23 protein-coding genes are annotated in these 25,406 nt (G+C 70.4%); 16 read left to right on the top strand and 7 right to left on the bottom strand.

Annotated elements, in window-relative coordinates:
• Positions 1-21: 21 nt before the first annotated feature.
• Positions 22-840, bottom strand: coding sequence for a sulfotransferase family protein (locus BW949_RS03730; RefSeq protein ID WP_076363534.1), 819 nt, complete (start codon positions 838-840; stop codon positions 22-24).
• Positions 841-988: 148 nt separating this feature from the next.
• Here BW949_RS03730 and BW949_RS03725 point away from each other — a divergent pair, with 148 nt between their 5' ends.
• From BW949_RS03725 to BW949_RS03685, 9 genes are all read left to right on the top strand, one after another.
• Complete coding sequence (locus BW949_RS03725) at positions 989-2,566, top strand: DUF5928 domain-containing protein (protein ID WP_076363533.1); 1,578 nt, start codon at positions 989-991, stop codon at positions 2,564-2,566.
• A 25-nt stretch (positions 2,567-2,591) separates the two neighbouring features.
• On the top strand, positions 2,592-2,972 hold the full coding sequence (locus tag BW949_RS03720) for an HIT domain-containing protein (protein ID WP_076363532.1): 381 nt from the start codon (positions 2,592-2,594) through the stop codon (positions 2,970-2,972).
• A 150-nt stretch (positions 2,973-3,122) separates the two neighbouring features.
• Complete coding sequence (locus BW949_RS03715) at positions 3,123-4,193, top strand: TRAP transporter substrate-binding protein (protein ID WP_076363531.1); 1,071 nt, start codon at positions 3,123-3,125, stop codon at positions 4,191-4,193.
• Positions 4,194-4,201: 8 nt separating this feature from the next.
• Entirely contained in the window at positions 4,202-4,765 is a 564-nt protein-coding gene (locus tag BW949_RS03710) for a TRAP transporter small permease (RefSeq protein WP_076363530.1), read from the top strand.
• Positions 4,762-6,072: a TRAP transporter large permease gene (locus BW949_RS03705; RefSeq protein WP_076363529.1), complete on the top strand. Its 1,311-nt coding sequence runs from the start codon at positions 4,762-4,764 to the stop codon at positions 6,070-6,072. The genes BW949_RS03710 and BW949_RS03705 overlap by 4 nt, the downstream gene beginning before the upstream one ends.
• A gap of 70 nt (positions 6,073-6,142) precedes the next feature.
• Positions 6,143-6,457, top strand: coding sequence for an antibiotic biosynthesis monooxygenase family protein (locus BW949_RS03700; protein WP_076363528.1), 315 nt, complete (start codon positions 6,143-6,145; stop codon positions 6,455-6,457).
• Positions 6,458-6,568: 111 nt separating this feature from the next.
• Positions 6,569-7,525, top strand: coding sequence for a uracil-DNA glycosylase (locus BW949_RS16455; protein ID WP_083947562.1), 957 nt, complete (start codon positions 6,569-6,571; stop codon positions 7,523-7,525).
• A gap of 106 nt (positions 7,526-7,631) precedes the next feature.
• Positions 7,632-9,092: an efflux RND transporter periplasmic adaptor subunit gene (locus tag BW949_RS03690; protein WP_076363527.1), complete on the top strand. Its 1,461-nt coding sequence runs from the start codon at positions 7,632-7,634 to the stop codon at positions 9,090-9,092.
• 205 nt (positions 9,093-9,297) lie between these two features.
• Positions 9,298-12,618, top strand: coding sequence for an efflux RND transporter permease subunit (locus BW949_RS03685; RefSeq protein ID WP_076363728.1), 3,321 nt, complete (start codon positions 9,298-9,300; stop codon positions 12,616-12,618).
• 66 nt (positions 12,619-12,684) lie between these two features.
• On the opposite strand, the gene BW949_RS03680 is transcribed toward BW949_RS03685, so the two are convergent.
• On the bottom strand, positions 12,685-13,407 hold the full coding sequence (locus BW949_RS03680; protein WP_407947234.1) for a protein-disulfide reductase DsbD domain-containing protein: 723 nt from the start codon (positions 13,405-13,407) through the stop codon (positions 12,685-12,687).
• Positions 13,408-13,821: 414 nt separating this feature from the next.
• On the opposite strand from BW949_RS03680, the gene BW949_RS03675 reads away from it, so the two are divergent.
• The gene (locus tag BW949_RS03675) at positions 13,822-14,388 is read left to right on the top strand and encodes a YqgE/AlgH family protein (protein ID WP_076363526.1); all 567 of its coding nucleotides are present in this window, start codon (positions 13,822-13,824) and stop codon (positions 14,386-14,388) included.
• Positions 14,389-14,585: 197 nt separating this feature from the next.
• On the opposite strand, the gene BW949_RS03670 is transcribed toward BW949_RS03675, so the two are convergent.
• The gene (locus BW949_RS03670; RefSeq protein ID WP_076363525.1) at positions 14,586-15,539 is read right to left on the bottom strand and encodes an L-threonylcarbamoyladenylate synthase; all 954 of its coding nucleotides are present in this window, start codon (positions 15,537-15,539) and stop codon (positions 14,586-14,588) included.
• A 135-nt stretch (positions 15,540-15,674) separates the two neighbouring features.
• Between BW949_RS03670 and BW949_RS03665 the strand changes: the two genes are divergently transcribed.
• The 3 genes from BW949_RS03665 to BW949_RS03655 all read left to right on the top strand — a co-directional run bounded on the left by BW949_RS03665 (position 15,675) and on the right by BW949_RS03655 (position 19,171).
• Positions 15,675-17,357 (top strand): acyl-CoA dehydrogenase, encoded by a 1,683-nt coding sequence (locus BW949_RS03665; RefSeq protein ID WP_076363524.1) that lies wholly within the window; start codon positions 15,675-15,677, stop codon positions 17,355-17,357.
• Positions 17,354-18,382 (top strand): MBL fold metallo-hydrolase, encoded by a 1,029-nt coding sequence (locus tag BW949_RS03660; RefSeq protein ID WP_076363523.1) that lies wholly within the window; start codon positions 17,354-17,356, stop codon positions 18,380-18,382. The genes BW949_RS03665 and BW949_RS03660 overlap by 4 nt, the downstream gene beginning before the upstream one ends.
• Positions 18,383-18,520: 138 nt before the next feature.
• Positions 18,521-19,171 carry a hypothetical protein gene (locus tag BW949_RS03655; RefSeq protein ID WP_076363522.1) on the top strand — a complete coding sequence of 217 codons (651 nt, stop codon included), beginning with the start codon at positions 18,521-18,523 and terminating at the stop codon, positions 19,169-19,171.
• Positions 19,172-19,238: 67 nt separating this feature from the next.
• Here BW949_RS03655 and BW949_RS03650 read toward each other — a convergent pair whose 3' ends face one another.
• Positions 19,239-19,571 carry an AzlD domain-containing protein gene (locus BW949_RS03650; protein WP_076363726.1) on the bottom strand — a complete coding sequence of 111 codons (333 nt, stop codon included), beginning with the start codon at positions 19,569-19,571 and terminating at the stop codon, positions 19,239-19,241.
• 19 nt (positions 19,572-19,590) lie between these two features.
• Positions 19,591-20,334, bottom strand: a complete 744-nt coding sequence (locus tag BW949_RS03645; protein WP_076363521.1) for an AzlC family ABC transporter permease — start codon at positions 20,332-20,334, stop codon at positions 19,591-19,593.
• Positions 20,335-20,475: 141 nt separating this feature from the next.
• Between BW949_RS03645 and BW949_RS03640 the strand changes: the two genes are divergently transcribed.
• A complete protein-coding gene (locus BW949_RS03640) occupies positions 20,476-21,198 on the top strand; it encodes a GNAT family N-acetyltransferase (protein ID WP_235816188.1) in 723 nt (240 codons plus the stop codon).
• A 54-nt stretch (positions 21,199-21,252) separates the two neighbouring features.
• Here BW949_RS03640 and BW949_RS03635 read toward each other — a convergent pair whose 3' ends face one another.
• Positions 21,253-22,239 (bottom strand): adenosine kinase, encoded by a 987-nt coding sequence (locus tag BW949_RS03635; protein WP_076363520.1) that lies wholly within the window; start codon positions 22,237-22,239, stop codon positions 21,253-21,255.
• Entirely contained in the window at positions 22,236-22,886 is a 651-nt protein-coding gene (gene nth, locus BW949_RS03630; RefSeq protein ID WP_076363519.1) for an endonuclease III, read from the bottom strand. The genes BW949_RS03635 and nth overlap by 4 nt, the downstream gene beginning before the upstream one ends.
• A 152-nt stretch (positions 22,887-23,038) precedes the next feature.
• Between nth and BW949_RS03625 the strand changes: the two genes are divergently transcribed.
• Positions 23,039-24,139, top strand: coding sequence for a Hint domain-containing protein (locus BW949_RS03625; RefSeq protein WP_076363518.1), 1,101 nt, complete (start codon positions 23,039-23,041; stop codon positions 24,137-24,139).
• A 304-nt stretch (positions 24,140-24,443) separates the two neighbouring features.
• Positions 24,444-25,319 (top strand): methylated-DNA--[protein]-cysteine S-methyltransferase, encoded by an 876-nt coding sequence (locus BW949_RS03620; protein WP_076363517.1) that lies wholly within the window; start codon positions 24,444-24,446, stop codon positions 25,317-25,319.
• Positions 25,320-25,406: the final 87 nt, after the last annotated feature.

The following is a 25,406-nucleotide window of genomic DNA, read 5'->3' as shown; positions in this document are numbered from 1 at the left end:
GCCCTGTGGCGCGGCGGCGCCTCAGCGGCCCAGCTTCGCGTGCACTTCGTCGATATCGACCTCGCCCAGCGGCATCTTGTTGTCGGGGTTGTCGAAATCGTAGCGGAAGAGCTGGAAGTCCTTCTTGTAGATCTCCCAGATCAGGTGGCGCGACAGGTCGTCGAAGTAATCGCTGACCTTGTGGGCGCGCTTGGGGCCGTGGCCTTCGGATTCGTTGAAGCGCGGGATCGCGGACAGATCGACCGGCACCGGCGTCTCGACCGCGTCCAGAACCTTCTGCATGCCCTCGTTGAATTTCTCGGTGAAGAAGATCTGGTCATAGCGCCCGCCGTTCACGATGAAGGTCGAGATATGCCCCGACATGGCCGACCAGTGGATGTCGGGTTCCATCGGGCGGCGCCAGCGGATGGTGTCACGCGCAAACAGCAGGAATCGGCGGAAGGACTTGATCTGGTCGAACTCGAACCCGTCTTCGGGGCTGCCGACCTCGATCCCGTAGCGCTGGACCAGCTGCGGGACCAGGTTGCCGCGGTAGCGCTTGCCGTTGCGCTGGATGCCCGCGATCTTGTCGAAGAACGACGACAGGATGCGCGCATAGGGGTTGCGCACGCAGGTGAAGGCCAGCGACTTGTGCGCATGGACGTTGTTTTCGATGGGGTTCTGGCTGTCGGGCTGGGACCATTTGTGCAGCCCGGCGGTCGAATCATGGATGTCGCCGTCGTAAAAGCGGCCATGATCGGAATAGAACATGATCTGGCCGATGGTCGAGCAGGCGCATTTCGGCACCACGCGATAGACCATGCTTTCGCTTTCCGTCATCCATGTGCCGGGAAAACCCATCTTCGTCGTCCTTTGTGCGGCCCGCTGCGCTTGCCCGCGCGTTCGGGATATACTAGCCCCTAGAAAGCAAAGAAGGCGTTTCTTTTCAACGTGTCTCAGGAAGGGTGTGTCCGTTATGCCGCAACATGACACGCGCGGGCTGCGTTGAATGGCCAGGATTGCCTTCATCCTGCTGTGCCACAAGGATCCCGAAGGGATCATCGCGCAGGCCGAACGGCTGACCGCGACGGGTGATTTCATCTCGATCCATTTCGACCGCCGCGCCCGCCCCGAGGATTACCGCCGCATCCGCGACGCGCTGGACCCGAACCCGCGCGTGACCTTCGCGCGCCGGCGTGTCCGCTGCGGCTGGGGGGAATGGTCGCTGGTGGCGGCCACCCTCAACGCCCTGCGCGCCGCCTGCGAGGCCTTTCCCGCGGCCACGCATTTCTACATGCTTTCGGGCGATTGCATGCAGATCAAGTCGGCGCGCTTTGCCCATGCCTTCCTGGACCGCGAGAGCGTCGACTACATCGAGAGCTTCGACTTCTTCGAGTCCGACTGGATCAAGACCGGCTTCAAGGAAGAGCGGCTGATCTATCGGCACTGGTTCAACGAGCGCAAGCGCAAGGGCCTGTTCTATTTCAGCTACGAGGTCCAGCGCCGGCTGGGCCTGACGCGCGCCGTGCCCGCCGACATCGAGATGCGCATCGGCAGCCAGTGGTGGTGCCTGCGCCGCGAGACGGTCGAGAAGCTTCTCGACTTCATCCGCCAGCGCCGCGACATCGTCCGGTTCTTCTCGACCACCTGGATCCCCGACGAGACCTTCTTCCAGACGCTGGTCTTCCATCTGGTCCCCGAGGTCGAGATCCGCGCGCGCACGCTGACCTTCCTGATGTTCACCGACTACGGGATGCCGCTGACCTTCTACAACGATCATTACGACCTGCTGCTGGCCCAGGATTACCTGTTCGCCCGCAAGATCAGCCCCGAGGCGCGCGCGCTCAAGGACCGGCTGGGCGCGCTCTGGGCCGCCGACACCGAGGATTTCCCGATCTCGAACGAGGGGCGCAACCTCTTCACCTTCCTGACCGGGCGGGGCCGGATCGGCCGGCGGTTCGCGCCGCGCTTCTGGGAGACCGAATCAAGCTTGGGCCGCGAGCGCGAATTGCTGATCGTGGTGTGCAAGAAATGGCATGTCGCCAAGCGGCTGGTCGAGCGCATCCACCAGGTGACCGGCATTCCCGGCGTCGAATATCTGTTCAACGAGGACAGCTGCCCGCTGCCCGATCTGGGCGGCATCCAGACCCGCATGGACAAGCGCCACCGCCACCGCCGGGCGCTGATGCGGATGCTGTTCGACCTGAGCGGGACCGAACGGCTGGTGATCTGTCTCGATCCCGGTTCGTTCGAGCTGCTCGAGGATTTCGCCGCCGACAAGGCCGAGGTCCGCATTCTCGAGGTCGAATGCGACTTCTCCGAGGAGTATCTGGTCGGTCATGCCCGCCGGGTCGGTCTGGCCGGCGAGAGCACCCCGCCTGAGGTGATCGCCCGCCTCCTGCCCACGATACGTTACGACATGCGCTTCGAAACCGACCGGATCCTTGACGCAGGCTTTGCGCATCTGGCGCGGATGCGGCAGGGTGCCGACGTTGCCGAGAACGCGCGCGCGCTGATGAATTTCCTCGGGATCGAGGCCGATCCCGCCCGTCAGATCGCCGAGACAGATTATCTGTTTGTCGATTGATCGCCCATCCTCGAAAGGACCGACGATGCCCTATGCCTATGACACGACCAACATCTTTGCCCGAATCCTGACCGGCGAGATCCCCTGCAACAAGGTGGCCGAGAACGAGCACGCCCTGGCCTTCAACGATATCCAGCCGCAGGCCCCGCATCATGTGCTGGTCATTCCCAAGGGCGCCTATGTCGATGCCGCCCATTTCGCGCGCGATGCCTCGGACGCCGAGATCCTGGGCTTCACCCGTCTGGTGGCCGAGGTCTGCGCCCGGCTCAAGGTGATGCCGGGCGAAGACGGCGCGGGCTTCCGCGCCATCACCAACGCCGGCGGCGACGGGGTGCAGGAGGTGCCGCATTACCACCTGCATATCCTGGCCGGCCGGCCGCTGGGGCGGATGCTCCTGAAAGCGTGATCGCGCGGCCGGCCCGAATCGGGCACCGGAATGCGGGGGGCGGGCTGGACAGTCCCGCCCCCCTGTCGTCATAGTGCCCGCCGTCCGGGACCGGGCCGGCGCCGCATCCGGGCGGCCGCTCGTGCCCAAGACCGCAAGGGGGGGAAGACCATGTCTCATCGCCAGAGCCATGACGGGGGTGTCGATCGGGGGCGCCGCCGCCTGACGCTGGGGGCGCTGGGCGCCGCGGCGGCCCTGGCCGCGCCGGGGGTCTTGCGCGCGGCCGATGTGCACGTCCTGCGCCTGCATCAGTTCCTGCCGGCACAGAGCTTTGTTCCGGCGCAGATCCTCGACCCCTGGGCCGATGCGATCGAGACTGCCTCCGAGGGCCGGCTCAGGATCCAGCGCTTTCCCTCGATGCAACTGGGCGGCAAGCCTCCCGAGCTGATCGATCAGATCACCGACGGGATCGTCGACATCATCTGGACCTTGCCGGGCTATACGCCGGGGCGGTTCCCCCGCATCGAGGCCTTCGAGCTGCCCTTCCAGGTGCGCGATGCCCGCGGCGCCTCGGCCGCCTTGTGGGAGATCGCCGAGAGCGACCTTTCCGCAACCGAATTCCGGGCGATGAAGCTTCTGGGAACCTGGGTGCACGGGCCGGGCGTGCTGCATGTCGCGCGGCCCGTCGCGCGGCTCGAGGACATGGCCGGGCTGCGGTTGCGCGCCCCCTCGCGCGCGACGGCGCTGATGCTCGAGGGGATGGGCGCGCAGGCGCTGGGCATGCCCGTGCCCGCCGTCCCCGAGGCGCTGGCGCGCGGGGTGATCGACGGCGCGCTTCTGCCGTGGGAGGTCACCTCCTCGATCAAGGCGCCGGAGCTGGTGCATTACCACACCGAATTCCCCGACCGCGGGATCTATGTGGCCAGCTTCATCCTGGCGATGAACCGCACCGCCTTCGACCGCCTGCCCGCCGATCTGCAAGCGGTGATCGAGGCGCAGTCGGGCGCGGCCTTCTCGGCGCAGGCCGGCGCGCTCCAGCAGGGCGCGGACGCCCCCGCGCGCGAGGTGGCCCGGGACTTGGGCAACCAGATCACCATGCTCGATGCCGCCGAGGCCGCGCGCTGGGAAGCCGCGGGTGGCCCGGTGATCGAGCGCTGGCTGTCCGAGATGGCCGAGGCCGGCATCGACGGCACGGATCTGCTGGCGCGGGTGCGCGCGGCCATCGCCCGCCACGGCGGCTGAGAGGGACGATGCACGACGCCCGTCGATCCGCCGCCCGGCTGGGTGCGCGCCTGGCGCAGGGGCTGGCCCTGGCGGGTGGCGCGGGGCTTCTGGCCGGGGTGGGGCTGGTCTGCCTGTCGGTGGCGGGCAATGCCGTGGCCAAGATCGGGCTTTCGCCCTGGCTGGCGGCGACCGCGCCCGACTGGGCGGCCGCGATCCGCGGCTCGGGGATCGGCCCGATCCGCGCCACCTATGAGGTGATCGAGCTGGGCGCGGGCTTTGTCATCTTCGCCTTCCTGCCCTGGGCGCAGGCCAGCGCCGGACATGCCCGCGTCGAGGCGCTGACCCATTGGCTGCCGGCGCGCGCACTGGCCGCGTTGGACCGGCTTTGGGATATTGCGATGACGCTGGCGCTGGCGATGATTGCCTGGCGGCTGGGGGCGGGGATGCTGGCACAGATGGACAGCGGCGAAACCACCTTTCTTCTGCGCATTCCGGTCTGGTGGGGCTATGCGCTGGCGCTGGCCGGGGCCTGGGGGGCGGCGCTCGTGGCCGCGCTTTCGGCACTTGCCCCGCGCGAGGAGCCGGCATGAGCGATCTGACGCTGGGCTTTGTGTCCTTTCCGCTCCTTCTGGTGCTGATCTTCCTGCGCGCGCCGATCGGGCTGGCGATGCTGGCGGTGGGCGCGGGTGGGCTGATGGTGCTGACCGGCGGGCCGGCCACGGTGCTGGCCATGCTCAAGAGCCAGAGCTTCTCGACCTTTGCCTCGTATAACCTCGCGGCGATCCCGATGTTCCTGCTGATGGGGAACCTGGCCGCGCTGGGGGGGATGAGTGCGGCGCTCTTTGCCGCGGCGCGTGCGGTGATCGGGCATCGGCGCGGCGGCATGGCGATGGCCGCCATCGGTGCCTGTGCGGGCTTCGGGGCGATCTGCGGCTCGTCGCTGGCCACGGCGGCGACGATGGGGCAGGTGGCGCTGCCCGAATTGCGCCGCGCCGGCCATTCGGGCGGCTTCGCGGCGGCGACGCTGGCGGCGGGCGGCACGCTGGGTGTGCTGATCCCGCCTTCGGTCGTTCTGGTCGTCTATGCGATCCTGACCCAGCAGAACATCGCTCAGTTGTTCCTGGCGGCCATGGTGCCGGGGCTTCTGGCGGCGCTCTTCTATGCCGGGGCGGTGGCGCTCTATGTCCGTGCCCACCCCGATGAGGGTCAGCCCACCCCGGCGCTGCCCTGGCGCGCGCGGCTTCTTGCGCTGGTCCGCATCTGGCCGGTGGCGGGGCTTTTCGCGCTGGTCGTGGGCGGGATCTATGGCGGCTGGTTCACCCCGGTCGAGGGCGCCGCCGTCGGCGCGGCCGGCGCTTTCGTCATCGCCCTTGCCGGCGGCGGGATCACGCTTGCCCGGCTGGGCGCGGCGCTGCTCGAGACGGCGCGGACCTCGGCGATGATCTTCTTCATCCTGCTGGGCGCGGCGCTCTACAACAGCTTCCTGGCGCGTGCGCAGGTGCCCCAGGAGCTGTCTTCGCTGGTCGCGGCCTCGGGGCTGGGGCCCTGGGCGGTGCTGGGGCTGATCTTGCTGCTCTACCTCGTGCTGGGCTGCCTGATGGACAGCCTGTCGATGATCCTGCTGACGATCCCGATCTTCTTTCCGCTGGTCATGGGCCTCGACTTCGGCCTTGCGCCCGATCATGTGGCGATCTGGTTCGGCATCCTTGTCCTGATCGTGGTCGAGGTGGGGCTGATCACGCCGCCGGTGGGGATGAACCTCTTTGTCATCCAGGCTCTGGACCGCACGGTGCCGATCTCGGCGACCTATGGCGCGGTCCTGTGGTTCGTGGCCGCCGACATGGCGCGCGTGGCGCTTCTGGTGGCGGTGCCGGCGGTGACGCTTTTCCTGCTCTGATCGGCGCAAGCCCCCTTCCAAATCCCGGCATCTGTGTCAGCATGGACCCAGGAGAAGGAGAGGCATCACCATGCAAGTTTCCCGTGATTTCAAGGGCCAGACGGTCATCACCACCTTCGAGATGACGCCGGGCACCGCCGCCGACCTGATGGAGGCGCTGCAAGACGCCTATCACAAGTTCATTCGCCATCAGCCGGGCTTCGTGGCCGCTGGGCTGCACATGAACGACGCCCAGACCCGGATCGCCAATTACAGCCAATGGGAACGCCGCGAGGATTTCCAGGCGATGCTGCGCACCCCCGAGATGCGCGAGCGCAACCGCCATATCGCCACGCTCTGCACCAGCTTCGAGCCGGTCATGTACGAGGTGACGGGCGTCCTGTGATCCCGCGGCCGCGGCCTGCCGCTCTCACGCGACGGCCGGAGGCGGGCGGTGCGGTGGGACGGGTCGGCGCAGGGGGCTTGCGCTGGCGGCGCGGGCGGCCAATCTGGGCGCATGGATTCGCATCTGTCCCCCCGCGCGCTGCCGCAGGCGCCCGCCGACCCGGCGCTCGCCGCGGCGCTTTATGAATGGCTGCGCGAACTGGGCGCGGATGAGGCCATCTGCGATGCGCCGCTCGACCGCACGGTCGCGGCGCCTGCGCCGGAACCCGCCGCCGGGGTGGGGCCGGGCGCCGGCGCAGCCGGGGCCCTCGGCGCGCGGGGGCTCGATGCCCCCGAAGCCGATCCCCCCGGCCATGGGCGGGATCCGCGCGCCGAAGCCATGCCGGGTGCGCATCTCCTGCGCCCCGCGCCCGCAGCCCCCGCCCGCCGCGAGGCCCAGGACGCCCGCGCCCGTCTCGACCGCGCGGTGGCCGAGGCCCGCGCCGCCGCCACCGCCGCCCGCGACCTTGACGCCCTGCGTGCGGCGCTTGCGGCCTTTCCCCATTGCGAATTGCGCCAGGGCGCGCGCTCGTGCGTCTTTGCCGACGGCCATCCCGGCGCGCGCCTTCTGATCCTGGGCGAGGCGCCGGGCCGCGACGAGGACCGCGAAGGCCGCCCCTTCGTGGGCCGCGCAGGCCAGCTCCTTGATCGGATGTTCGCCGCCATCGGCCTTGAGCGTCGGGCCGAAGACCCTGCCCGCGCGCTCTACATCACCAATGTCCTGCCCTGGCGGCCCCCGCTCAACCGCGACCCCACGTCCGAGGAAATCGAGATGCTGTTGCCCTTCGTGCAGCGCCATGTCGAGCTGGTCGCCCCCGAGATCGTCGTCTTGATGGGCAACACGCCCTGCGCCGCGGCGCTGGGCCGGCGCGGCATCCTGCGCCTGCGCGGCACCTGGACCGAAGCCTTCGGCCGCCCGGCGTTGCCGATGACGCATCCGGCCTATCTCCTGCGCCAGCCGCTGGCCCGGCGCGAGGCCTGGGCCGACCTGCTGGAGATCGCCCATCGGCTGGGCCTGCCGCCGGGGTGACCCAACGCCACCCACGGCATTGGCATTTGGCAGGGTGGGACATATGCACTAGATGGAATGCGGGCATGCGCGACGGCCCGGCGTTCCGGCAACCAAGGATCATCTCATGCGATTTCTCGGCCGCGGTTTGATGGGGCTCTTCGGCCTTGCGATGACGCTTGCGTTCCTGGCAATCGCGGGCTGGCAGGTCGTCTCGGCGTTGCAGGCGCGCTCGGCGGCGAAAACGGCCCCGCCCGTCGCGCGCGAGCGCCTGCTGGCCGCGCCGGTGGCCCTCTATCAACCCGGCCTCTTGGCCCCCGAGATCGTCACCCATGGCGAAATGCGCGCCTGGCGCCGGCTCGAGCTGCGCGCCGCCGCCGCCGGCCGGATCGTCGAGACCGCGGAAGGGTTCGTCGATGGCGGCCGCGTCGAGGAGGGCACGCTTCTGGCGCAGGTCGACCCCGCCGAGGCCCGCGCCGCGCGCGACACTGCCGCCGCCGCCCTGATCGAGGCCCGCGCCGCCGCCGCCGAGGCCGAGCGCGCCCTGACCATCGCCGCCGACGATCTGACCGCCGCGCGCGCCCAGGTCGAACTTCGTCGCGCTGCGCTGGAACGGGCGCAGACGCTCGACGCGCGCGGGATCGGCCGCACCGCCGATGTCGAAACCGCGCAGCTGGCGCTGTCGGCGGCCGAACAGGCGGTGCTGAACCGCCGCGCCGCGCTGTCGCAGGCCGAGGCCACGCGCACCCGCAGCGCCGCGGCCGCCGATCGCGCCGCCATTGCGCTGCGCGAGGCCGAGCGCACCCTGGCCGACACCGAGATCCGCGCCCCCTTTGCCGGCCGGCTGTCGGGGGTGGATGTGGTCGCCGGCAACCTGGTGCAGCGCAACGAACGGCTGGGCGAACTGATCGACCCGCGCGCGCTCGAGGTGGCCTTCCGCGTCTCGACGGCGCAATTCGCGCGGCTGGCCGGGCCGGGCGGGCAATTGCCGCGGCTGGAGCTGACCGTGAACCTGCCGGGCGGACCCGACGTTCCGGCGCGGCTGGAACGGGTCGATCCGGCGGTGGCCGACGGCCAGACCGGGCGGCTTCTCTATGCGCGGCTGGACCGGCCGATGGGCCTGCAACCGGGCGATTTCGTCACCGTCCGCCTGCACGAACCCGAATTGCCCGATGTCGCGCGGCTGCCGGCGGTGGCGGTGGTGCCCGATCCCGGCGGGCGCACCGGCACCGTTCTGGTGCTGGGCCCCGAGGATCGGCTCGAATCCGCCTCCGTCCGCATCATCCGCCGCCAGGGCGACGACGTGATCGTCGAGGCGCCGCTGGCCGGCCGCGAGGTGGTGCAGGAACGCACGCCGCTTCTGGGCGCAGGCCTCAAGCTGCGCCCGATCCGCGACGGCCAGCCCCCCGCCGAGGACACCACCGGCATGATCCGGCTGGACCCCGAGCGGCGCGCGCGGCTTCTGGCCTATCTCGAAAGCGCGCGCGATCTGCCCGAGGCGATGCGGGCGCGCGCGCAGGCGGCGCTGGAACAGGATCTGGTCCCCGAACAGATGATCGCGCGGATCGAATCGCGGATGGGAGGCTGAGCCCGTGACCGACACCCCCCCGACCCCCGATCCCGAGAACACCGGCCGCGAGAATAACGGCCCCGAAAATAACGGCGCCACGCCCAACCTGCCCGCGCGCCGCCCCGAGGATCTGCCGCGCCTGGCCGACCGGCCCGCCGCGCAGGCGGCCGACAGCCCCGCCGATTACACCCGCGCCCCCGAGCCGGGCCGGACCGCGGGTCTCGTGTCGCTCTTCACCCGTCACAAGACGCTGGCCAATATCCTTCTCGTGGTGATCCTTGTCGCCGGGCTGGCCGCCATGCCGCGGCTGCGCGCGCAGTTCTTCCCCGACATGGCCGTCGACGAGATCTCGGTTTCCGTGATCTGGGAAGGCGCCTCACCCGAGGATGTGGATCGCGCCATCGTGCAGGTGCTCGAACCCTCGCTGCTGGTGGTCGAGGGGGTGGAAAGCTCGTCCTCGCGCGCGTCGGAGGGGCGGGCGGTCATCTCGCTTGAATTCGAGCCAGGATGGGACATGGGCCGCGCGGTCGACGAGGTCGAGACCGCCGTGGCCCAGGCCGAGGATCTCCCCGAGGAGGCCGAGGATCCCGAGGTCACCCGCGGCGCCTGGCGCGACACGGTCACCGATCTGGTCCTGACCGGGCCCATGGCGCTGGATCAGCTGGGGCAATTGGCCGACGAACTGGTGGCGCGGCTCTATGCCGAAGGGGTGACGCGCACCACGATCCAGGGCTTTGCCGCGCCGCAGGTGGTGGTCGAGGTGCCCTCCGAGAACCTCGTGCGCCATGATCTGACGCTGCGCGAGATCGCGGCGGTGATCGGCGCCGAGGCCGCCACCGCGCCGGCGGGCGACGTGGCTTCGGGGGGCGCGCGCGTGCGCACCGGCGAGGAGCGGCGCAAGGTCGCCGAGATCGCCGGGCTGGTGTTGCGCGCCGAACCCGACGGCAGCCTTCTGACATTGGGCGATGTGGCGCAGATCCGCCGCGAGGGGGCCGACCGCAATCGCGCCTATTTCGTGGGCGACGATCCGGCCGTGTCGATCAATGTCTCGCGCTCGGCGCAGGGCGATGCGATCGGGCTTCAGCAAAAGGTCGAGAAGGTCGTGGCCGAGATGCAGGCCACCCTGCCGGCCTCGGTCACGATCGAGCTGACACGCACCCGCGCCGAGATGATCGGCCAGCGGCTGAGCCTTCTTCTGGAAAACGGCGCGATGGGGCTGGGCCTTGTCCTGGTGCTGCTGTTCCTGTTCCTGAACGCGCGCACGGCCTTCTGGGTGGCGATGGGTATCCCGGTGGCGATGATGGCCGCCATTGCCATGATGTACATGGGCGGGCTGACCCTCAACGTCATCTCGATCTTTGCGCTGATCATCACGCTGGGGATCGTGGTCGACGATGCCATCGTGGTGGGCGAACACGCCGATTTCCGTGCCCGTCATCTGCGCGAGCCACCGCTTCTGGCCGCCGAGAACGGCGCGCTGCGGATGCTGGCGCCGGTCTTTGCCTCGACGCTGACCACGATCATCGCCTTTGCCGGGCTGGTCATCATCGGCGGGCGCATGGGCGACATGATCCGCGATATCCCGCTGACGGTGATCGCGGTGCTGGCGGCGTCGCTGGTCGAATGCTTCCTGATCCTGCCCAATCACATGGTGCATGCGCTGGGCAAGGTGGGGCATGGCGCCTGGTATGACCTGCCCTCGCAGAAGGTCAACGAAGGCTTCGAGTGGCTGCGCGTCAAGGTGATGCGGCCTTTCACCCGCTTCGTGATCCGCGCGCGCTATCCGGTGCTGGCGATGGCGGGCTGCATCCTGGCCTGGCAGGTCAGCTGGGTGATCTCGGGCAAGGTGCAATGGCGCTTCTTCAACCCGCCCGAACAGGGGTCCATGTCGGCCAATTTCTCGATGCTGCCCGGCGCCTCGCGCGAGGATACCTTCGAGATGATGCGCGCGCTTCAGGCCTCGGTCGAGACGCTGGGCCAGGAGATGGAGGACAAGCACGGCGTCAATCCGATCCTGTTCATGATCGGGCAGGTGGGCGGCAATTCCGGCCGCGGTCTGGCCGGCGCCGATACCAAGGATCAGGATCTTCTGGGCTCGGTCTCGATCGAGCTGATCGACGCCGACCTGCGCCCCTATTCGTCGATGGAATTCGCCGGCCGGTTGCAGGCGGCGGCCCCGCGCCATCCGCTGCTCGAGGAAATCTCGATGCGCGCCTATCGCTCGGGCGGCACCGATGCCGCGATCTCGGTCGATCTGTCGGGCGCCGAGGCGCGCGAACTGAAATCGGCGGCCGAGGCGCTGAAGGCGGAACTGGCCCGCTACCCCGAGGTCTCGGCGATCGAGGACAACCTGGCCTTCGACAAGGCTGAGATGGTGCTGGACCTGACCGCGCAGGGCGAGGCCCTGGGCTTCACCCTCGAGGCGCTGGCCCGCGATCTGCGCGCGCGCATGGCCGGGATCGAGGCCGCCACCTTCCCCGACGGGCCGCGCTCGGCCTCGATCCGGGTCGAACTGCCGCCCGAGGATCTGCGCGCCGATTTCACCGAACGGCTCTATCTGCGCAGCCCCTCGGGGAACTGGGTGCCGCTGTCGGATATCGTGTCGGTGCGCATGCAGGACGGCTTTTCCTCGATCCGGCGCGAGGACGGCTTGCGCGTGGTGCAGGTGACGGCGGAATTGTCCGAGGACAATGCCCGCCGCGCCACCGAGATCATGCGCAGCCTGCGCGAGGAAATCCTGCCCCGCATCGCCGAACAGAACGGCATTGCCTGGACCATGACAGGCATGGCCGAGCAGGAGCGTGACTTCATGTCCGACGCGCTCCTGGGCCTCGTGCTGTGTCTTCTGGGGATCTACATCGTGCTGTCGTGGATCTTCGCCAGCTGGACGCGGCCCATGGTGGTGATGTCGGTCATTCCCTTCGGGCTGGTCGGCGCGATCTGGGGGCATTGGTTCTGGGATCTGCCGCTGTCGATGTTCGCCGTGGTCGGGCTGATCGGGATGTCGGGGATCATCATCAACGATTCCATCGTTCTGGTGACGACGGTCGATCAGCATGCGCGTCGCCACGGGCTGCATCAGGCGATCGTCGAGGCGGTGTCCGAACGGCTGCGGCCGGTGTTCCTGACCACGGCGACCACGGTGCTGGGGCTGGCGCCGATCCTCTATGAACGCTCGAACGCGGCCACCTTCCTCAAGCCCACGGTCATCACGCTGGTCTACGGGCTGGGCTTCGGGCTGATCATCGTGCTGTGTATCGTGCCGGCGATCCTGGCGGTGCAGATGGATGCCGGGCGGCAGATCCGCGCCTTCCAGCGCGGGCTGCGGGTGCCGGGGCTGCGGCTGGCCTTCGGCACGGCGGCGCTGGCGCTGGCGGGGGCCTTTGCGCTGACGCTGGGCCGGGCGATGGCGACCGGGGCGGAGCTGCTGCCGGCGCTGGCCACCTATGCCGGGCTGGTCGTGGTCATCGTGGCGCTGGCGGGGCTGGCCGCCCCGGTCCTGCGGCGGCGCGCGCGAACGGGGGCGACGTTGCCCGCCGAGTGATCGGCGGGCCCTGCCGTTTGCGTAGGGCCCGGCTGGTGTTTTCGGGGGATGGGGGAAAGAGGGGCCTCAGCCCTTGCAGCCGGCGATCTCGACCGCGCCGGTGCGGCCCAGAACGGTCAGCACCACGCGCGAGCGGTCCAGCGCGAAGGGCTGGGCCTCGGGCGGGACCAGATCGGCCTCGGAGACCAGATGCCCCTTCTCGCGCCGGGTCCGGGTTTCGGACACCCAGATATCGGCGCCGGGCAATTCGACCAGCGTCACCTCGTTGCCGCCCAGATTGGGGGCGGTGATCTCGGCGCGCAGGCGCAGCCCGTCGCGGATCGGGCTGACGTCACAGCGGGCGGCGCCCGGCGCCGGGCGCGGCGTCGCGCCCAGGGCGGCGCGGATCGCGGGATCGGGGGTGCCCTTGCCGTCCAGATCGCCCGAGAGCGTCAGCGCCACGGGCATGCAGATGTGATTGCACAGGCCGATCTCGATCTTTGCCGACAGATGGACCGGGCGGGCGGGGTCGCGGGGCGTGATCTCGAGCGGCAGGACCAGCGCGTCCTTGTAGCCGATCGAGCGCATCCCGTTCAGGTCGAAGACCTGCGGCGTGGGCCAGTGAAAGCGCACCGCGCCCAGGTTGCGCGAGCCCGAGAAGTCAAAGCGCGGCGGCACGCCGGCGTCCCCCGGTGCCCGCCAATAGGTCTTCCAGCCGGGTTCGAGCCGCAAATCCAGCGCTGCCATATGTGCGCCGTCGGGGGTCTGCCAGCCGGGGCGCAGCCCGGCGCCGTCAAGGCCGGGGGCCAGCTCGCCCGCGCCCGCGGCCGGGGCAAGCGGCGCAAGCAGGGCGAGGGCGAGGACAGGCTGACGGAGAACCCCGAGCAGGACCCCGAGACGCGACCGCGATCCGGATGCGATGCACCGGACCCGACGCCCGGCCGGAGGAAACACGGGCAAGCGGCGCGACTCGGAGGTGGTTCTGCTCATGTTTCAGGACTTACGACGCGACCTCGGGCAAGCAAAGTCACAAGTACTTCATCGGCGGGGCCGCCGGGGGCGGGCCGGGCGGCGGGCGCTTGCCTGCGGCGCCTGCGCGCGCAACTATGTCAGACGGCGCAGCCGGTGCCGCAGGGGCGGGCCGCGCGGGGCGCAGGACGACATATCGGACGGGCAGGGCGGGTGGTGCGCACCGGTCCTGCGTGTCGAGCATCGGGGCCGAAGATGGATCTGAGCGGGAAATTCCTGATCGCAATGCCGGGGATGGGCGATCCGCGGTTCGCCCATAGCGTGGTGCTGATCTGCGCGCATTCCGAGGCGGGCGCGATGGGGGTGATCGTCAACAAGCCGGGGCTGGTGCATGACGGCCCCGAGGGCTTTGCCGAACTGCTGGAGCAACTGGATATCCCGGCCGGGCCCGGCGTGCAGCGGGTGCCGGTGCAATATGGCGGGCCGGTCGAGCCGGGGCGGGGCTTCGTGCTGCATTCGGGCGAATGGTTCCACCGCGAGGGGACGATGTGGCTGGGGGCGGATCTGGCGATGACCAGCACGCGCGATATCCTGGTGGATCTGGGGCAGGGGCAGGGGCCTTCGCGCGCGCTTCTGGCGCTGGGCTATGCCGGCTGGGGGCCGGGCCAGCTCGAGGCCGAGATCCTGGAAAACGGCTGGTTGACCGCGGATGCCGATACCGAGCTGGTGTTCCAGCCGGGCACCGACGGCAAGTGGGATGCGGCGCTGCGGGCGCTGGGGATCGACCCGGTGACGCTGTCGGCGGCCGCCGGGCACGCCTGACGGCGGTTTTGCGGCATGGGGAAGCGGCGCGCTGGTGGGAGCGCCCGCTTGCCCCATCGAGGGGCGCGCGGGCGCCGGGGCCCTGCGGCCCCGAAGGGGCGCGGGATCAAGCGAGGCGCGCGGGATGGATGGGGCTGCGGCCCTTGCGCCGGACGGGGCGGTCTGGTTTGGGCCAGCCGCCGGTCTGCAAGCGGGCCTTAGCCGCGCGGCGCGGCGGCCCGGCGCAGCCGGTCGTTGATGGCGCGGCCGAGGCCCGTCTCGGGGATCGGCGCGACCGCGATGCCGCTACCGCCGCGCCCTGCGGCCAGCGCATCGGCCGCGCGCAGGAGCGCAAAGAGCCGGCTCGCGGCCTCGGTCGTGTCGCCCGCGGGCGACAGGTTCAGATCGCCCGCGACCGACCCGAAGCCGATCAGCACCTCGTCCCCCAGCGCTGCGGTCGCGTTCAGCCGCACCGCCGCCTCGGGGGCGTAATGCGAGGCCAGCTGCCCCGGCGCGGCGGGCCGGGCGGGCGTCATCTCCTGGCCCGCGCGGGTGCCCGCAACGGTCTCGATCTCCTCGAGCGCGAGGCCACCGGGGCGCAGCAGACGCAGCGGATCGGGGGCGATGATCGTCGATTCCACGCCGACGGTGCAGGGCCCGCCGTCCAGAATGCCCGCGATCCGCCCCGAGAGCCCTTCGGCGACATGCGCCGCAGCGGTGGGGCTGATCCGCCCCGAGGGATTGGCCGAAGGCGCCGCCAGCGGCCGGTCCGTTTCCCGCAGGAGCGCCTGCGCCAGCGGATGCGCCGGCACCCGCAGCGCCACCGTCGAAAGCCCCGCGGTCACCAGATCACAGACCGCGCCCGCGCGCAGCGGCACCACCAGCGTCAGCGGCCCCGGCCAGAAGGCGCGCGCCAGCGCCAGCGCCTGGCCCTCGATGCGGGCGATCACCTGCGCCGCGGCCAGATCGGGGACATGCACGATCAGCGGGTTGAACGCGGGCCGGCCCTTGGCGGCATAGATCCCCGCCACCGCGGCCGGGTCGGTCGCATCCCCGCCCAGGCCATAGACGGTCTCGGTCGGGAAGGCGACCAGACCGCCTGCGCGCAGCAGCGCCGCAGCGGCGGCGATCCCGGCAGTGTCGGGCGACAGGATCCGCGTCTGGCTTGACATTGCGTGAGGCCCCCCGGCATGACGCAGCGTTGCGGGTTGATGGGGTCTGACCTTGCGGTAACCTTGACCCCTGACTAGGACGGACATAGGCGCCCCCGCGGCGAAAGCCAAGGCGCCTGTCGGGGGGGGAGTGTCATGAGCTATCGCGCGCCGGTTGGCGAATTCCGTTTCATCCTGGACGAGGTGGTGCCGCTGGCGCCCGTGGCCGCCGAGGCGCGCTTTGCCGAGGCCACGCCCGAGACCGTCGAGGCGATCCTGACCGAGGCCGGGCGCATGTGCGATACCGCCCTGGCGCCGCTGAACCGGGCGGGCGACCTGCATCCGGCGCGGCTGGAAAACGGGGTCGTGCGCGCCACGCCCGGTTTCGCCGACGCCTATCGCACCATCGCCGAGGGCGGCTGGATCGGCCTGGCCGCGGGGCCCGAACACGGCGGCATGGGCCTGCCGCAGGCGCTGAACATGGCGGTCAATGACATGATGTCGGGGGCGTGCCTTGCGCTCCAGCTCAACCCGCTGCTGAGCCAGGGCCAGATCGAGGCGCTGGAGCACCACGCCAGCCCCGAGATGCAGGCGCTCTATCTGCCCAGGCTGATCTCGGGGGAATGGTCGGGCACGATGAACCTGACCGAACCGCAGGCGGGATCGGATGTGGGCGCGCTGCGCAGCAAGGCCGAACCGCGCGGCGACGGCACCTATGCGATCACGGGCCAGAAGATCTTCATCTCGTGGGGCGACAGCGACATCACCGCGAATGTCTGCCACCTGGTGCTGGCGCGGTTGCCGGGGGCGGCGGCGGGCACCCGCGGGATCAGCCTGTTCATGGTGCCCAAGTATCTGCCCGACGCCGACGGCAACCCCGGCGCGGCCAACAGCCTCAAGGTGGTCAGCCTCGAGCACAAGATGGGGCTGCATGGCTCGCCCACCTGCGTCATGGCCTTCGAGGGGGCGACGGGCTTCCTGGTCGGGGCGGAAAACCGCGGCATGGCGGCCATGTTCACGATGATGAACAACGCCCGGCTGGCGGTGGGGGTGCAGGGCATCGGCGTGGCCGAGGCCGCGCTTCAGAAAGCCACCGCCTATGCCGCCGAACGCGCGCAGATGGGCGTGATCGCGGGCCATCCCGACGTGCGGCGGATGCTGGCCACGATGCGCGCCGATGTCTTTGCCGCGCGGTCGATCGCGCTGGCCTGTGCGGTGGCGCTCGACATGGCGCGGGCCGCGGGCGGGGCGGATTGGGCGGCGCGGGCGGCGTTCCTGACGCCCATCGCAAAGGCCTTTGGCACCGAGGTGGGCATCCGCGTGTCCGAAACCGGCGTGCAGGTGCATGGCGGCATGGGCTATGTCGAGGAAACCGGCGCCGCGCAATTCTGCCGCGACGTGCGCGTGACCGCGATCTACGAGGGCACCAACGGCATTCAGGCGCTGGATCTGGTCGGGCGCAAGATGGCCGATGGCGGCGAGGCAGCCTTCCGCCTGTTGCAGGAGATCGAGGACGGCGCCGAGGATGCCCGCGCCCGCCTGCCCGATCTGGCCGGCAAGGTCTGGGCCGCGGCCGAGACCCTGCGCGAGGCGACCGAGACGCTTCTGGCGCAGGACATGCCCGACCGCTCGGCCGGGGCGGTGGCCTATCTGATGGCCTTTGCCCGCGTGCTGGGGGCACATTACCACCTGCGCGCGGCCCTGGCCGACCCCACGCGCGAAAAGCTGGCGCGCGTCTATATCTTGCGGCTTCTGCCCCATTATGCCGCGCATCTGGTCGAGGCGCGCGCGGGCTTGGGCGATCTTTCGGCGCTGTCGGATGCGGATCTGGGCTTGTGAACGCGCCGATCCGATACCCCTGGACGGCCCCGCCCGAGCCCGGCGCGGCGCTTGAGGTGGCGCCGGGCGTGCTGTGGCTGCGGCTGCCTCTGCCGATGGCGCTCGATCATGTCAATTGCCTGGCGCTCGACGATGGCGACGGCTGGACGCTGGTCGATACCGGCTTTGACAGCCGCCGGTCGCGCGCGATCTGGGAGGGGCTTCTGACCGGGCCGCTGGGCGGGCGGCCGGTGCGGCGCGTCCTGGTCACGCATTACCACCCCGACCACGTGGGCCTTGCGGGCTGGTTCATGGCGCGCGGCGCGGAACTGGTCACCTCGCGGCTGTCGTGGCTCTGGGCGCGGATGCTGACGCTCGACGTGCAGCCGCTGCCCACGGCGCAGACGCTGGACTTCTGGCGTGACGCGGGCCTGCCGGAAGACGAGCTGGCGCGGCGCGCGACCGAACGGCCCTTCAACTTTGCCGATTGCGTGCATCCCCTGCCCTATGGCTTCACCCGGCTGAGCGAGGGCGACATCTTCCACGCCGGCGGGCGGACGTGGGACGTGCGCATGGGCGATGGTCACGCGCCCGAGCATGTCACCCTGTGGAGCCGCGACGACGATCTGGTGATCGGGGGCGATCAATTGTTGCCGTCGATTTCCGCCAATATCGGGGTCTATGCCTCGGAACCCGACGCCGATCCGCTGGCCGACTGGCTGGACGCCTGTGCGCGGCTGGCCAATCATGCCGAGGACCGGCATCTGGTTCTGCCGGGGCACAAGACGCCCTTCACCGGCCTGCCGGTGCGCCTGCGGCAGATGGCCGACAACCACATCGGCGCTTTGGCGCGGCTGCGCAGCCATCTGGAAACCCCGCGCACCGCGATCGAATGTTTCCCACCGCTGTTCGCGCGCGAGATCGGGCCAGCCGAGACCAACCTGGCGCTGGTCGAGGCGGTGGCGCATCTCAACCACCTCCTGCGCCGGGGCGAGGTGACGCGCACGCGCAGCGACACGGGCGCCTGGGTCTGGCGTTTGCCCTGAAGCCTGTGCGCGCCCCGAACGCCTGTGCCCCGAAAGCCCCGCCGCGCGGCGCAGATGCCTCAGCGCGGCGGGATCGGTTGATCGCCGGGGCGTTTGATGCTTTGGGGGGCGTGCCCTCCCCCAGCGCCCGAGGTTCCGATGACCCCGCTCCGCCCCCTCCGCCTGCTTCTGACCCTGTTGCTGCCGCTTGTTCTTGCGGCCTGTGGAGCCTCGACGGTCTGGGCCCCCGACGAAGAGGTCGCCCGCGCGGCCCATGTCACCGGCGCGCCGCCCTCGATCACGCTTTATACGGTCATCTCGACCAATACCGGGGCGGGGGGGCATTCGTCGCTGCTGATCGACGGCACGCAGCGCGTCCTGTTCGATCCGGCGGGCACCTTCTATCACCCCTGGGTGCCCGAGCGGAACGACGTGCTCTATGGCATCACCGAGCAGATGCGGAAGTTCTACATCGACTACCACGCCCGCGAGACCTATTTCGTGCGCGACCAGAAGCTGGCCGTCAGCCTGGAAACCGCCGAGCGTCTGCGCGCCGCGGTCGAGGCGCATGGCGCCGCGCCCAAGGCCTTCTGCGCCAATTCGGTGGCCCAGGTGCTGCGCACGATCCCCGAATTCAAGGATCTGCCGGGGGGCTTTTCGCCGGTGCGCCTGTCGGCGGCCTTCGGTGCGCTGCCGGGCGTGGTCACGCATGACCATTACGACGGCGACCCGGCCAACAATTCGGGCGTGCTGATGATCGAGGCCGAACGCGCCCGCGAGCTGGGGATCGAGCGTCCGGCGGGGCATTGAGCGGCGGGGGGCTTGCGGGCGGGGCATTGAGCGGCCCCGCCCGCAAGCCACCTGTGCGCGCGGGCGGTCAGCCGAAGCTGAACAGCCCCAGATAGAGCGCGGCCAGCCCGCCCAGGATCGCTACCAGCGTGTTGCGCGTGGCCATGCCGCAGACAATGGCGGCCAGCGCCGCCAGCAGGCGCGCGGGGTCGGTCTGCCCGCCCGTGGCCGCGGGCCACAGCACCAGCGGCGCCACCAGCCCCGGCATGATCGCCACCGCCGTGTAGCGCAGATGCCGCAGCGCCCAGTCGGGCAGCGGCCGCCGCCCCAGCGCGCCCAGGAACGAGAAGCGCAGCCCGAAGGTGCCCAGCCCCAGAAGCACGATCACCGTCCAGATGTCGGTGGGGGTATAGCTGGTCATGGTCATGCCTCCCGCGTTTTCAGGACTGCCGCGCCCGGCGCCGGGCCAGCCAGGTTTCGGTCTGTGCACCCGCCGCCATGGCCGCCAGCGCCGCGATCAGAAGACCCATGCCGTTGGGCACGAACGACAGCGCCAGCGTGCCGGCGACCGACACGCCCGCCGCCACCAGATGCGGCAGGCTGCGCATCAGCGGCGCCACGATCGCCAGGAAGGTGATCGGCACCGCGAAATCCAGCGCGAATTCGGGCGGGATCGCCTGGCCCAGCACCGCGCCTGCCAGGGTTGCCACATACCAGCTGCCGCAGATCGGGGTGGCCGCGCCGAAGAAGATCGCCAGCTTGCCCCCCAGCGGCCGGGCCGGGTTGGCCTCGTAATCCTCGTGCGCCACGGCATAGGGCTGGTCGGCCATGAAATAGGCCAGCAGGGCCTTCTTCCAGGTGGGCGCGCGCCCGACATGCGGCGCGAGCGAGGCCGAATACATCGCCATGCGCAGGTTGACCGCCAGCGACGTGGCCAGCACCGCGATCATCGGCGCGTTGTCGTTCATCATCTGCAGCGCGGTGAATTGCGCCGCCCCGGCGATGACCAGGATCGAGAAGCCCATGATCTGGCTCAGCGGCAGGCCCGATTCCGCGGCCGACACCCCGAACAGCAGGCCAAAGGGCACGATCACCAGCAGGAAGGGAATGCCCCGCAGAAGGCCCAGAATATAGGCGGCGCGAATGTCACGCGCGGGGGCGGTGTCGGGGGTCCGGTCGGTCATCGCTTGTCCAGGGCTGTGGGATGGGCCAGTTGTAGTCGCGTGACCGGGCGGCGCAAGGCCCGTTGGCTTCGGGCCAATCCGTCTGGGGCCAATCACTTGGGGCCAACTCACTTGGGGCCGGGCACCTTCGGGAGAGACGGCGTGACGCTGGAACAGGATCGGATGATGCGGGACGGGGACGGGGATGCGGGGGTGCCTCTTGCGGGGCTTGCCGCGCTCGAGGCCGCAAGCGCGCTTGCGCTTGATCTTGCGCGCGGCGCCGAGACGCCCGCGCCCCCCGGAAGCTGGTCGATCCGCTGCGGGATCACGCCCGATCAGCGCGCCGCGGCGGCCGCACTCTACTGGGAGGCCTTCGGCGACAAGCTCGGCCGGGTGATGGGGCCGGCCCCCAGGGCGCTGCGCTTCATCGAACGGGTGATGGCGGCCGATCACGTGCTGGCGGCGGTGGACGATCGCGGGCAGGTGCTGGGCATCGCGGGGTTTCGCACCCGCACGGGCGCCTTCGTGGGCGGCGGGTTCGGCGATCTGGTCGCGGTCTATGGCCGGCTGGGCGCGCTCTGGCGCAAGAGCTGCCTGAGCGTGCTGGCGCGCGATGTCTCGCAACAGGGCTTCATGGTCGATGGTCTTGTCGTGGCCGAAGCCCACCGTGGCCGGGGCATCGGCACCGCGCTTCTCGAGGCGCTCTGCCTCGAGGCGCAGTTGCGCGGGCATCGCGCGCTGCGTCTGGACGTGATCGAGGAAAACACCCGCGCCCGCGCGCTCTACGAACGCATGGGCTTTACCGTCACCCACCGGATGCAGGTGCCGCTGGCGCGGGTGCTCTTTGCCTTCGGTGCGGCGCTGGCGATGGTGCGCGAAGTCTGAAAATGGGCGCGGCAAGGGGCGGCGCGCCGCCCCCCGCCCGGCGTCAGGGCGGCGTCAGACCAGCCCCTTGGCCTTGAACAATTCCAGCACGTCGACTTCGGGGCGGGCGCCGAAATGGCTGATGACCTCGGCCGCGGCGACGCAGCCCATCTTGCCCGCAACCTCGAGCGGGCGGCCGGTCACATAGCCGTAGATGAAGCCCGCGGCGAACTGGTCGCCCGCGCCGGTGGCATCGACCGGGGTCACGCTGTGCACCGGCACCTCGACGCGCTCGTCGCCGCGGATCAGCACCACATCGGCGCCCGAGCGGGTGCACACGACCAGTTCGCATTCCGCCGCGGCCTGCGCCAGCGCCTCATCGAGGTCGGTCTGGTAGAGCGATTCCCATTCGTGCTGGTTGCCGATGACGAAATCCATCTCGTCCTTGACCAGCCGGCGGAAGCTGTCGCGGTGACGGTCCACGCAGAAGGGATCGGACAGCGCGATGCCCGCGCGGCCCTTGCCGCGGTGAATGGCCTGCGCGGCCTTCAGGAAGGCGGCCTTGCCGTGGTCCTTGTCGAAGAGATAGCCCTCGAGAAACAGCGCTTCGGCATTCTCGGCGACATCGAGGGGCACATCTTCGGTGCCCAGATCGGCCGAGATCCCCAGATAGGTGTTCATCGAACGCTCGCCGTCGGGGGTGACGAAGATCATGCTGCGCGAGGTCGGCAGATCGGCATCCGCCACCGGCGGGTTGACGAAATCGGTGCCCTCGGCAGCCATCGAGGCGGCATAGAACCGCCCCAGCGCATCGTCGCGCACGCGGCCGATGAAGCCGGTGCTCAGACCCAGATTGCCCAGCCCGGCGATGGTGTTGGCGACCGAGCCGCCGGGGGCCTCGGTGCGGTTGGACATGGCGTCATAGAGCGTCTCGGCGCGGTCGCGCTCGATCAGCTGCATGATGCCCTTGCCGATGCCGGCGGCATCCAGAAAGGCGTCGTCCGTCTGGCTCAGCACATCGACGATGGCGTTGCCGATCCCCACGACCTGATAGCGTTTCACGCGGTTTTCTCCTCGGATTGACAGATGTCGGCGATCGGGCAGGCCGCGCAACGCGGTGCCCGTGCGGTGCAGATGTAGCGCCCATGCAGGATCAGCCAGTGATGGGCATGGCGCTGGAATTCGACCGGAATGCGGTCCTCGAGCGCGCGCTCCACGGCCAGCACGTCGCGGCCCGGCGCGATGCCGGTGCGGTTGGCGACGCGGAAGACATGGGTGTCCACGGCCTGCGCGGGATGGTGGAACCACATGTTCAGCACCACGTTGGCGGTCTTGCGCCCGACGCCGGGCAGCGATTCCAGCGCGGCGCGGCTTGAGGGGACCTGGCCGTCGAAATCCTCGATCAGGCGGCGCGACAGGGCGATGACATTCCTGGCCTTGTTGCGGAAGAGCCCGATCGTGCGGATATGCGCGATCAGGCCCTCCTCGCCCAGGGCCAGCATCTTCTCGGGCGTGTCGGCCACGGCGAACAGCCCGCGCGTGGCCTTGTTCACGCCCGCATCGGTGGCCTGGGCCGACAGCGCGACCGCAACCAGCAGGGTGAAGGCGCTGGTGTGCTCCAGCTCGCCCTTGGGTTCGGGATTGGCGGCCTGGAACCGGGCAAAGACCTCGCGGATGCGGGCATGGGGCAGGGGGGGCGATGCGCTCATGGCCGACAGCTATGCCGCGCGCGGGGGCAAGGGGCAAGCATCCCGTCGGAATTGTGGCGAATTGCGCGCAAAATGGGCAGCGTGTTAACCGGCTGTTGGCAGCGCCGGGGTCAAGATTTGGAAGGAATGTAACGTGGCAAGGGGTTCGGCTCATGGATCGCGGATATCCGCCCGAGGCGTTGCGTCCGGTTCAGGACGGCGCGGCCTGGGAACTGGTTCCGGGCTATGATCCCGCGCGCCGGGGGCTGCGGCTGGAAACCGCGGCCGCGGCGGCCGAGGCCGAGGCGGATGCCGTCTGGGAATGGGCGCTGGGCCCTTCGGGGCGGGGCGACCCGCAGGGGCCGGACGCGCGCGCGCCGTCGCCCGATCCGCGCGCGCCCGATGCGGCACGCCTGTTCGATGCGCGGGGCGCTCTTCTGGCCGAGGGGCTGGCCATTGCCGGCCCGCCGCTGTTCCTGCACGGCCCCGGCGGCGGCATGATCCGGGTCGACCGCATCGCCGTCGATGGCCGGGCCGAGGTGCTTCTTGCCTCCGAACCGCTGGAACCGGGGCAGGTCTATCCCGCCGCGCGGCAGGAGGCCCAGCCGGTCCTGGCCCTCGAGGCCGCCGATCTGGCCGCATTGCCCGCGCTGGGCGCCGGCACGATGATCGCCACCGACGAGGGCGAGCAACCCGTGGACTGGCTGCGCCCCGGCGACCGGGTGCTGACGCGCGACAACGGCTATCGGCCGATCCAGTGGATCGCGCAGCTCTCGTGCCGCGCGGATGCGGAGCGGATCGGGGCGCATCGGCTGGCGCTCGAGGCGCGGATCTTCGGCGCCGATCAGCCGCAGCGCGAACTGGTGGTCTCGGCCGGGCTGCGGCTTCTTCTCGGCGCGCCCGAGCTGCAATTGTGGTTCGGCGAGGCCGAGATGTTCGCCCGCGCCGATCAGATGCTGGCCGCGGCCCGGCCGGTTCAGGCGCAGCGCACCACGCAGGTCGAGACGCATGCGGGCGTCCCCCCCGCGCGCGAGGAACGCTTTTTCGTGATGGCGCTGCCTCGGCACGAGGTGATCCTGGCCGAAGGGCTGTGGGTCGAGACCTTGCAGGCCCACCCCGAGGTGCTGGCCCATCTGCCGCCCGATCAGGCCGGGGCGCTTGCCGCCCAGCTGGGCGCTGCGCATGCGCTTTCGGCGCGGGCCGAGCTGGCGGATTGGGAATTGCGGATGTTCACCATCGAAGCCGCGCGCCGCGCCCAGCTGGTCGCGGCCTGAGCGGGCTTTTGCGCGCACGGCACGAAGGTGGGCGCCCATGAGCACGGCACCCGTGGGCACACACCCGTGAGCACGGCGCCATCGAGCTGAGCCGTGTCCGCGCGCGCCACCACGATGACGGATGGCTGGCCCCTTGATCGGGGGCGGGGGCGCGTGTCGCGGTTTGGGGCGAATGCGCAAGGATCGGGTCGCGCGGGCGCGGCGGCTGGGCTAGCCTGAGCCTGCCCACCCCCGCGACAAGATCACCCCGCGACACGACCATCCCATCAGAAGACCGGACCCGCCGATGCCGACGCCCCCCCCGATGCCCGACGCGCCCCCCGCCCCCGCCGAGGACGGCTATCATTACCAGGTGATTGCCCGTGCCATCCGCGCGCTGGATGCCCACGAAGGCGCGCCGGTGCCGCTGGCGCGTCTGGCCGCTGATCTGGGCATGAGCCCTGCGCACTTCCAGCGTGTCTTTTCGGCCTGGGCCGGTGTGTCGCCCAAGAAATATCAGGAATATCTGGCGCTTGGGCATGCCCGTGCGCTGGCCTCGGCGGGGGTGCCCTTGGTCGAGGTGGCGCAGGGGGCGGGGCTGTCGGGGCCGGGGCGGCTGCATGATCTCTTCCTGCGCTGGGAGGCGATGTCGCCCGGCCAGGCCGCGCGCGCGGGCGCCGGGCTGTGCTTGCGCTGGGGCTGGTTCGACACCGCTTTCGGCCCGGCGCTGGTCATGGCCAGCGATCTCGGGATCTCGGGGCTGGCCTTCGCGGCCGAAACCGGCCCCGAGGCCGCCTTTGCCGATCTGGCCGGGCGCTGGCCCGCCGCGCGGCTGCGCGAGGCACCGGCCGAGATCGCACCCTGGGTCAAGGCGGCGCTGGGCCCGGCGATGGGGGCCCGCGGCGGTCCGGCCCCGCTCCATGTCCTTGGCGCGCCGTTCCAGATCAAGGTCTGGGAGGCGCTCTTGCGCGTCCCCGCGGGCGGGGCGACCAGCTATGCCGCCCTGGCCGAGGCCATCGGCCGCAAGGGCGCGGCGCGCGCCGTCGGCACCGCGGTCGGGCGCAATCCGGTCAGCTTTCTCATTCCCTGCCACCGTGTTTTGCGCGGCACCGGGGCGCTGGGCGGCTATCACTGGGGGTTGGGGGTCAAGCGCGCGCTTCTGGCCTGGGAGGGCGCGCGCGCCGAGGCCCCCACGGCCTGAGCCCCCACCCGCCCATTCGCCCGCCCTTGGGCAGAAATCCGCGCGTGATGCACGCGGGATGCGGCATCTGCCCGCGAACGCGCTATA

Origin of the sequence: Phaeovulum vinaykumarii (assembly GCF_900156695.1) — a bacterium.
In the GTDB taxonomy this organism is placed as follows: Bacteria; Pseudomonadota; Alphaproteobacteria; order Rhodobacterales; family Rhodobacteraceae; genus Bieblia_A; species Bieblia_A vinaykumarii.
This window is presented reverse-complemented; position numbering and strand designations above follow the sequence as displayed.

What these genes read in the sequence shown, in the direction of transcription:
- BW949_RS03670 (WP_076363525.1), bottom strand. Translation starts at nt 15,539, where the DNA reads ATGTCAAGCCAGACGCGGATCCTGTCGCCCGACACTGCCGGGATCGCC.
- BW949_RS03655 (WP_076363522.1), top strand. Translation starts at nt 18,521, where the DNA reads ATGACCCCGCTCCGCCCCCTCCGCCTGCTTCTGACCCTGTTGCTGCCG.
- BW949_RS03725 (WP_076363533.1), top strand. Translation starts at nt 989, where the DNA reads ATGGCCAGGATTGCCTTCATCCTGCTGTGCCACAAGGATCCCGAAGGG.
- BW949_RS03730 (WP_076363534.1), bottom strand. Translation starts at nt 840, where the DNA reads ATGGGTTTTCCCGGCACATGGATGACGGAAAGCGAAAGCATGGTCTAT.
- BW949_RS03665 (WP_076363524.1), top strand. Translation starts at nt 15,675, where the DNA reads ATGAGCTATCGCGCGCCGGTTGGCGAATTCCGTTTCATCCTGGACGAG.
- BW949_RS03645 (WP_076363521.1), bottom strand. Translation starts at nt 20,334, where the DNA reads ATGACCGACCGGACCCCCGACACCGCCCCCGCGCGTGACATTCGCGCC.
- BW949_RS03675 (WP_076363526.1), top strand. Translation starts at nt 13,822, where the DNA reads ATGGATCTGAGCGGGAAATTCCTGATCGCAATGCCGGGGATGGGCGAT.
- nth (WP_076363519.1), bottom strand. Translation starts at nt 22,886, where the DNA reads ATGAGCGCATCGCCCCCCCTGCCCCATGCCCGCATCCGCGAGGTCTTT.
- BW949_RS03720 (WP_076363532.1), top strand. Translation starts at nt 2,592, where the DNA reads ATGCCCTATGCCTATGACACGACCAACATCTTTGCCCGAATCCTGACC.
- BW949_RS03620 (WP_076363517.1), top strand. Translation starts at nt 24,444, where the DNA reads ATGCCCGACGCGCCCCCCGCCCCCGCCGAGGACGGCTATCATTACCAG.
- BW949_RS03705 (WP_076363529.1), top strand. Translation starts at nt 4,762, where the DNA reads ATGAGCGATCTGACGCTGGGCTTTGTGTCCTTTCCGCTCCTTCTGGTG.
- BW949_RS03715 (WP_076363531.1), top strand. Translation starts at nt 3,123, where the DNA reads ATGTCTCATCGCCAGAGCCATGACGGGGGTGTCGATCGGGGGCGCCGC.
- BW949_RS03710 (WP_076363530.1), top strand. Translation starts at nt 4,202, where the DNA reads ATGCACGACGCCCGTCGATCCGCCGCCCGGCTGGGTGCGCGCCTGGCG.
- BW949_RS03700 (WP_076363528.1), top strand. Translation starts at nt 6,143, where the DNA reads ATGCAAGTTTCCCGTGATTTCAAGGGCCAGACGGTCATCACCACCTTC.
- BW949_RS03625 (WP_076363518.1), top strand. Translation starts at nt 23,039, where the DNA reads ATGGATCGCGGATATCCGCCCGAGGCGTTGCGTCCGGTTCAGGACGGC.
- BW949_RS03650 (WP_076363726.1), bottom strand. Translation starts at nt 19,571, where the DNA reads ATGACCAGCTATACCCCCACCGACATCTGGACGGTGATCGTGCTTCTG.
- BW949_RS16455 (WP_083947562.1), top strand. Translation starts at nt 6,569, where the DNA reads ATGGATTCGCATCTGTCCCCCCGCGCGCTGCCGCAGGCGCCCGCCGAC.
- BW949_RS03690 (WP_076363527.1), top strand. Translation starts at nt 7,632, where the DNA reads ATGCGATTTCTCGGCCGCGGTTTGATGGGGCTCTTCGGCCTTGCGATG.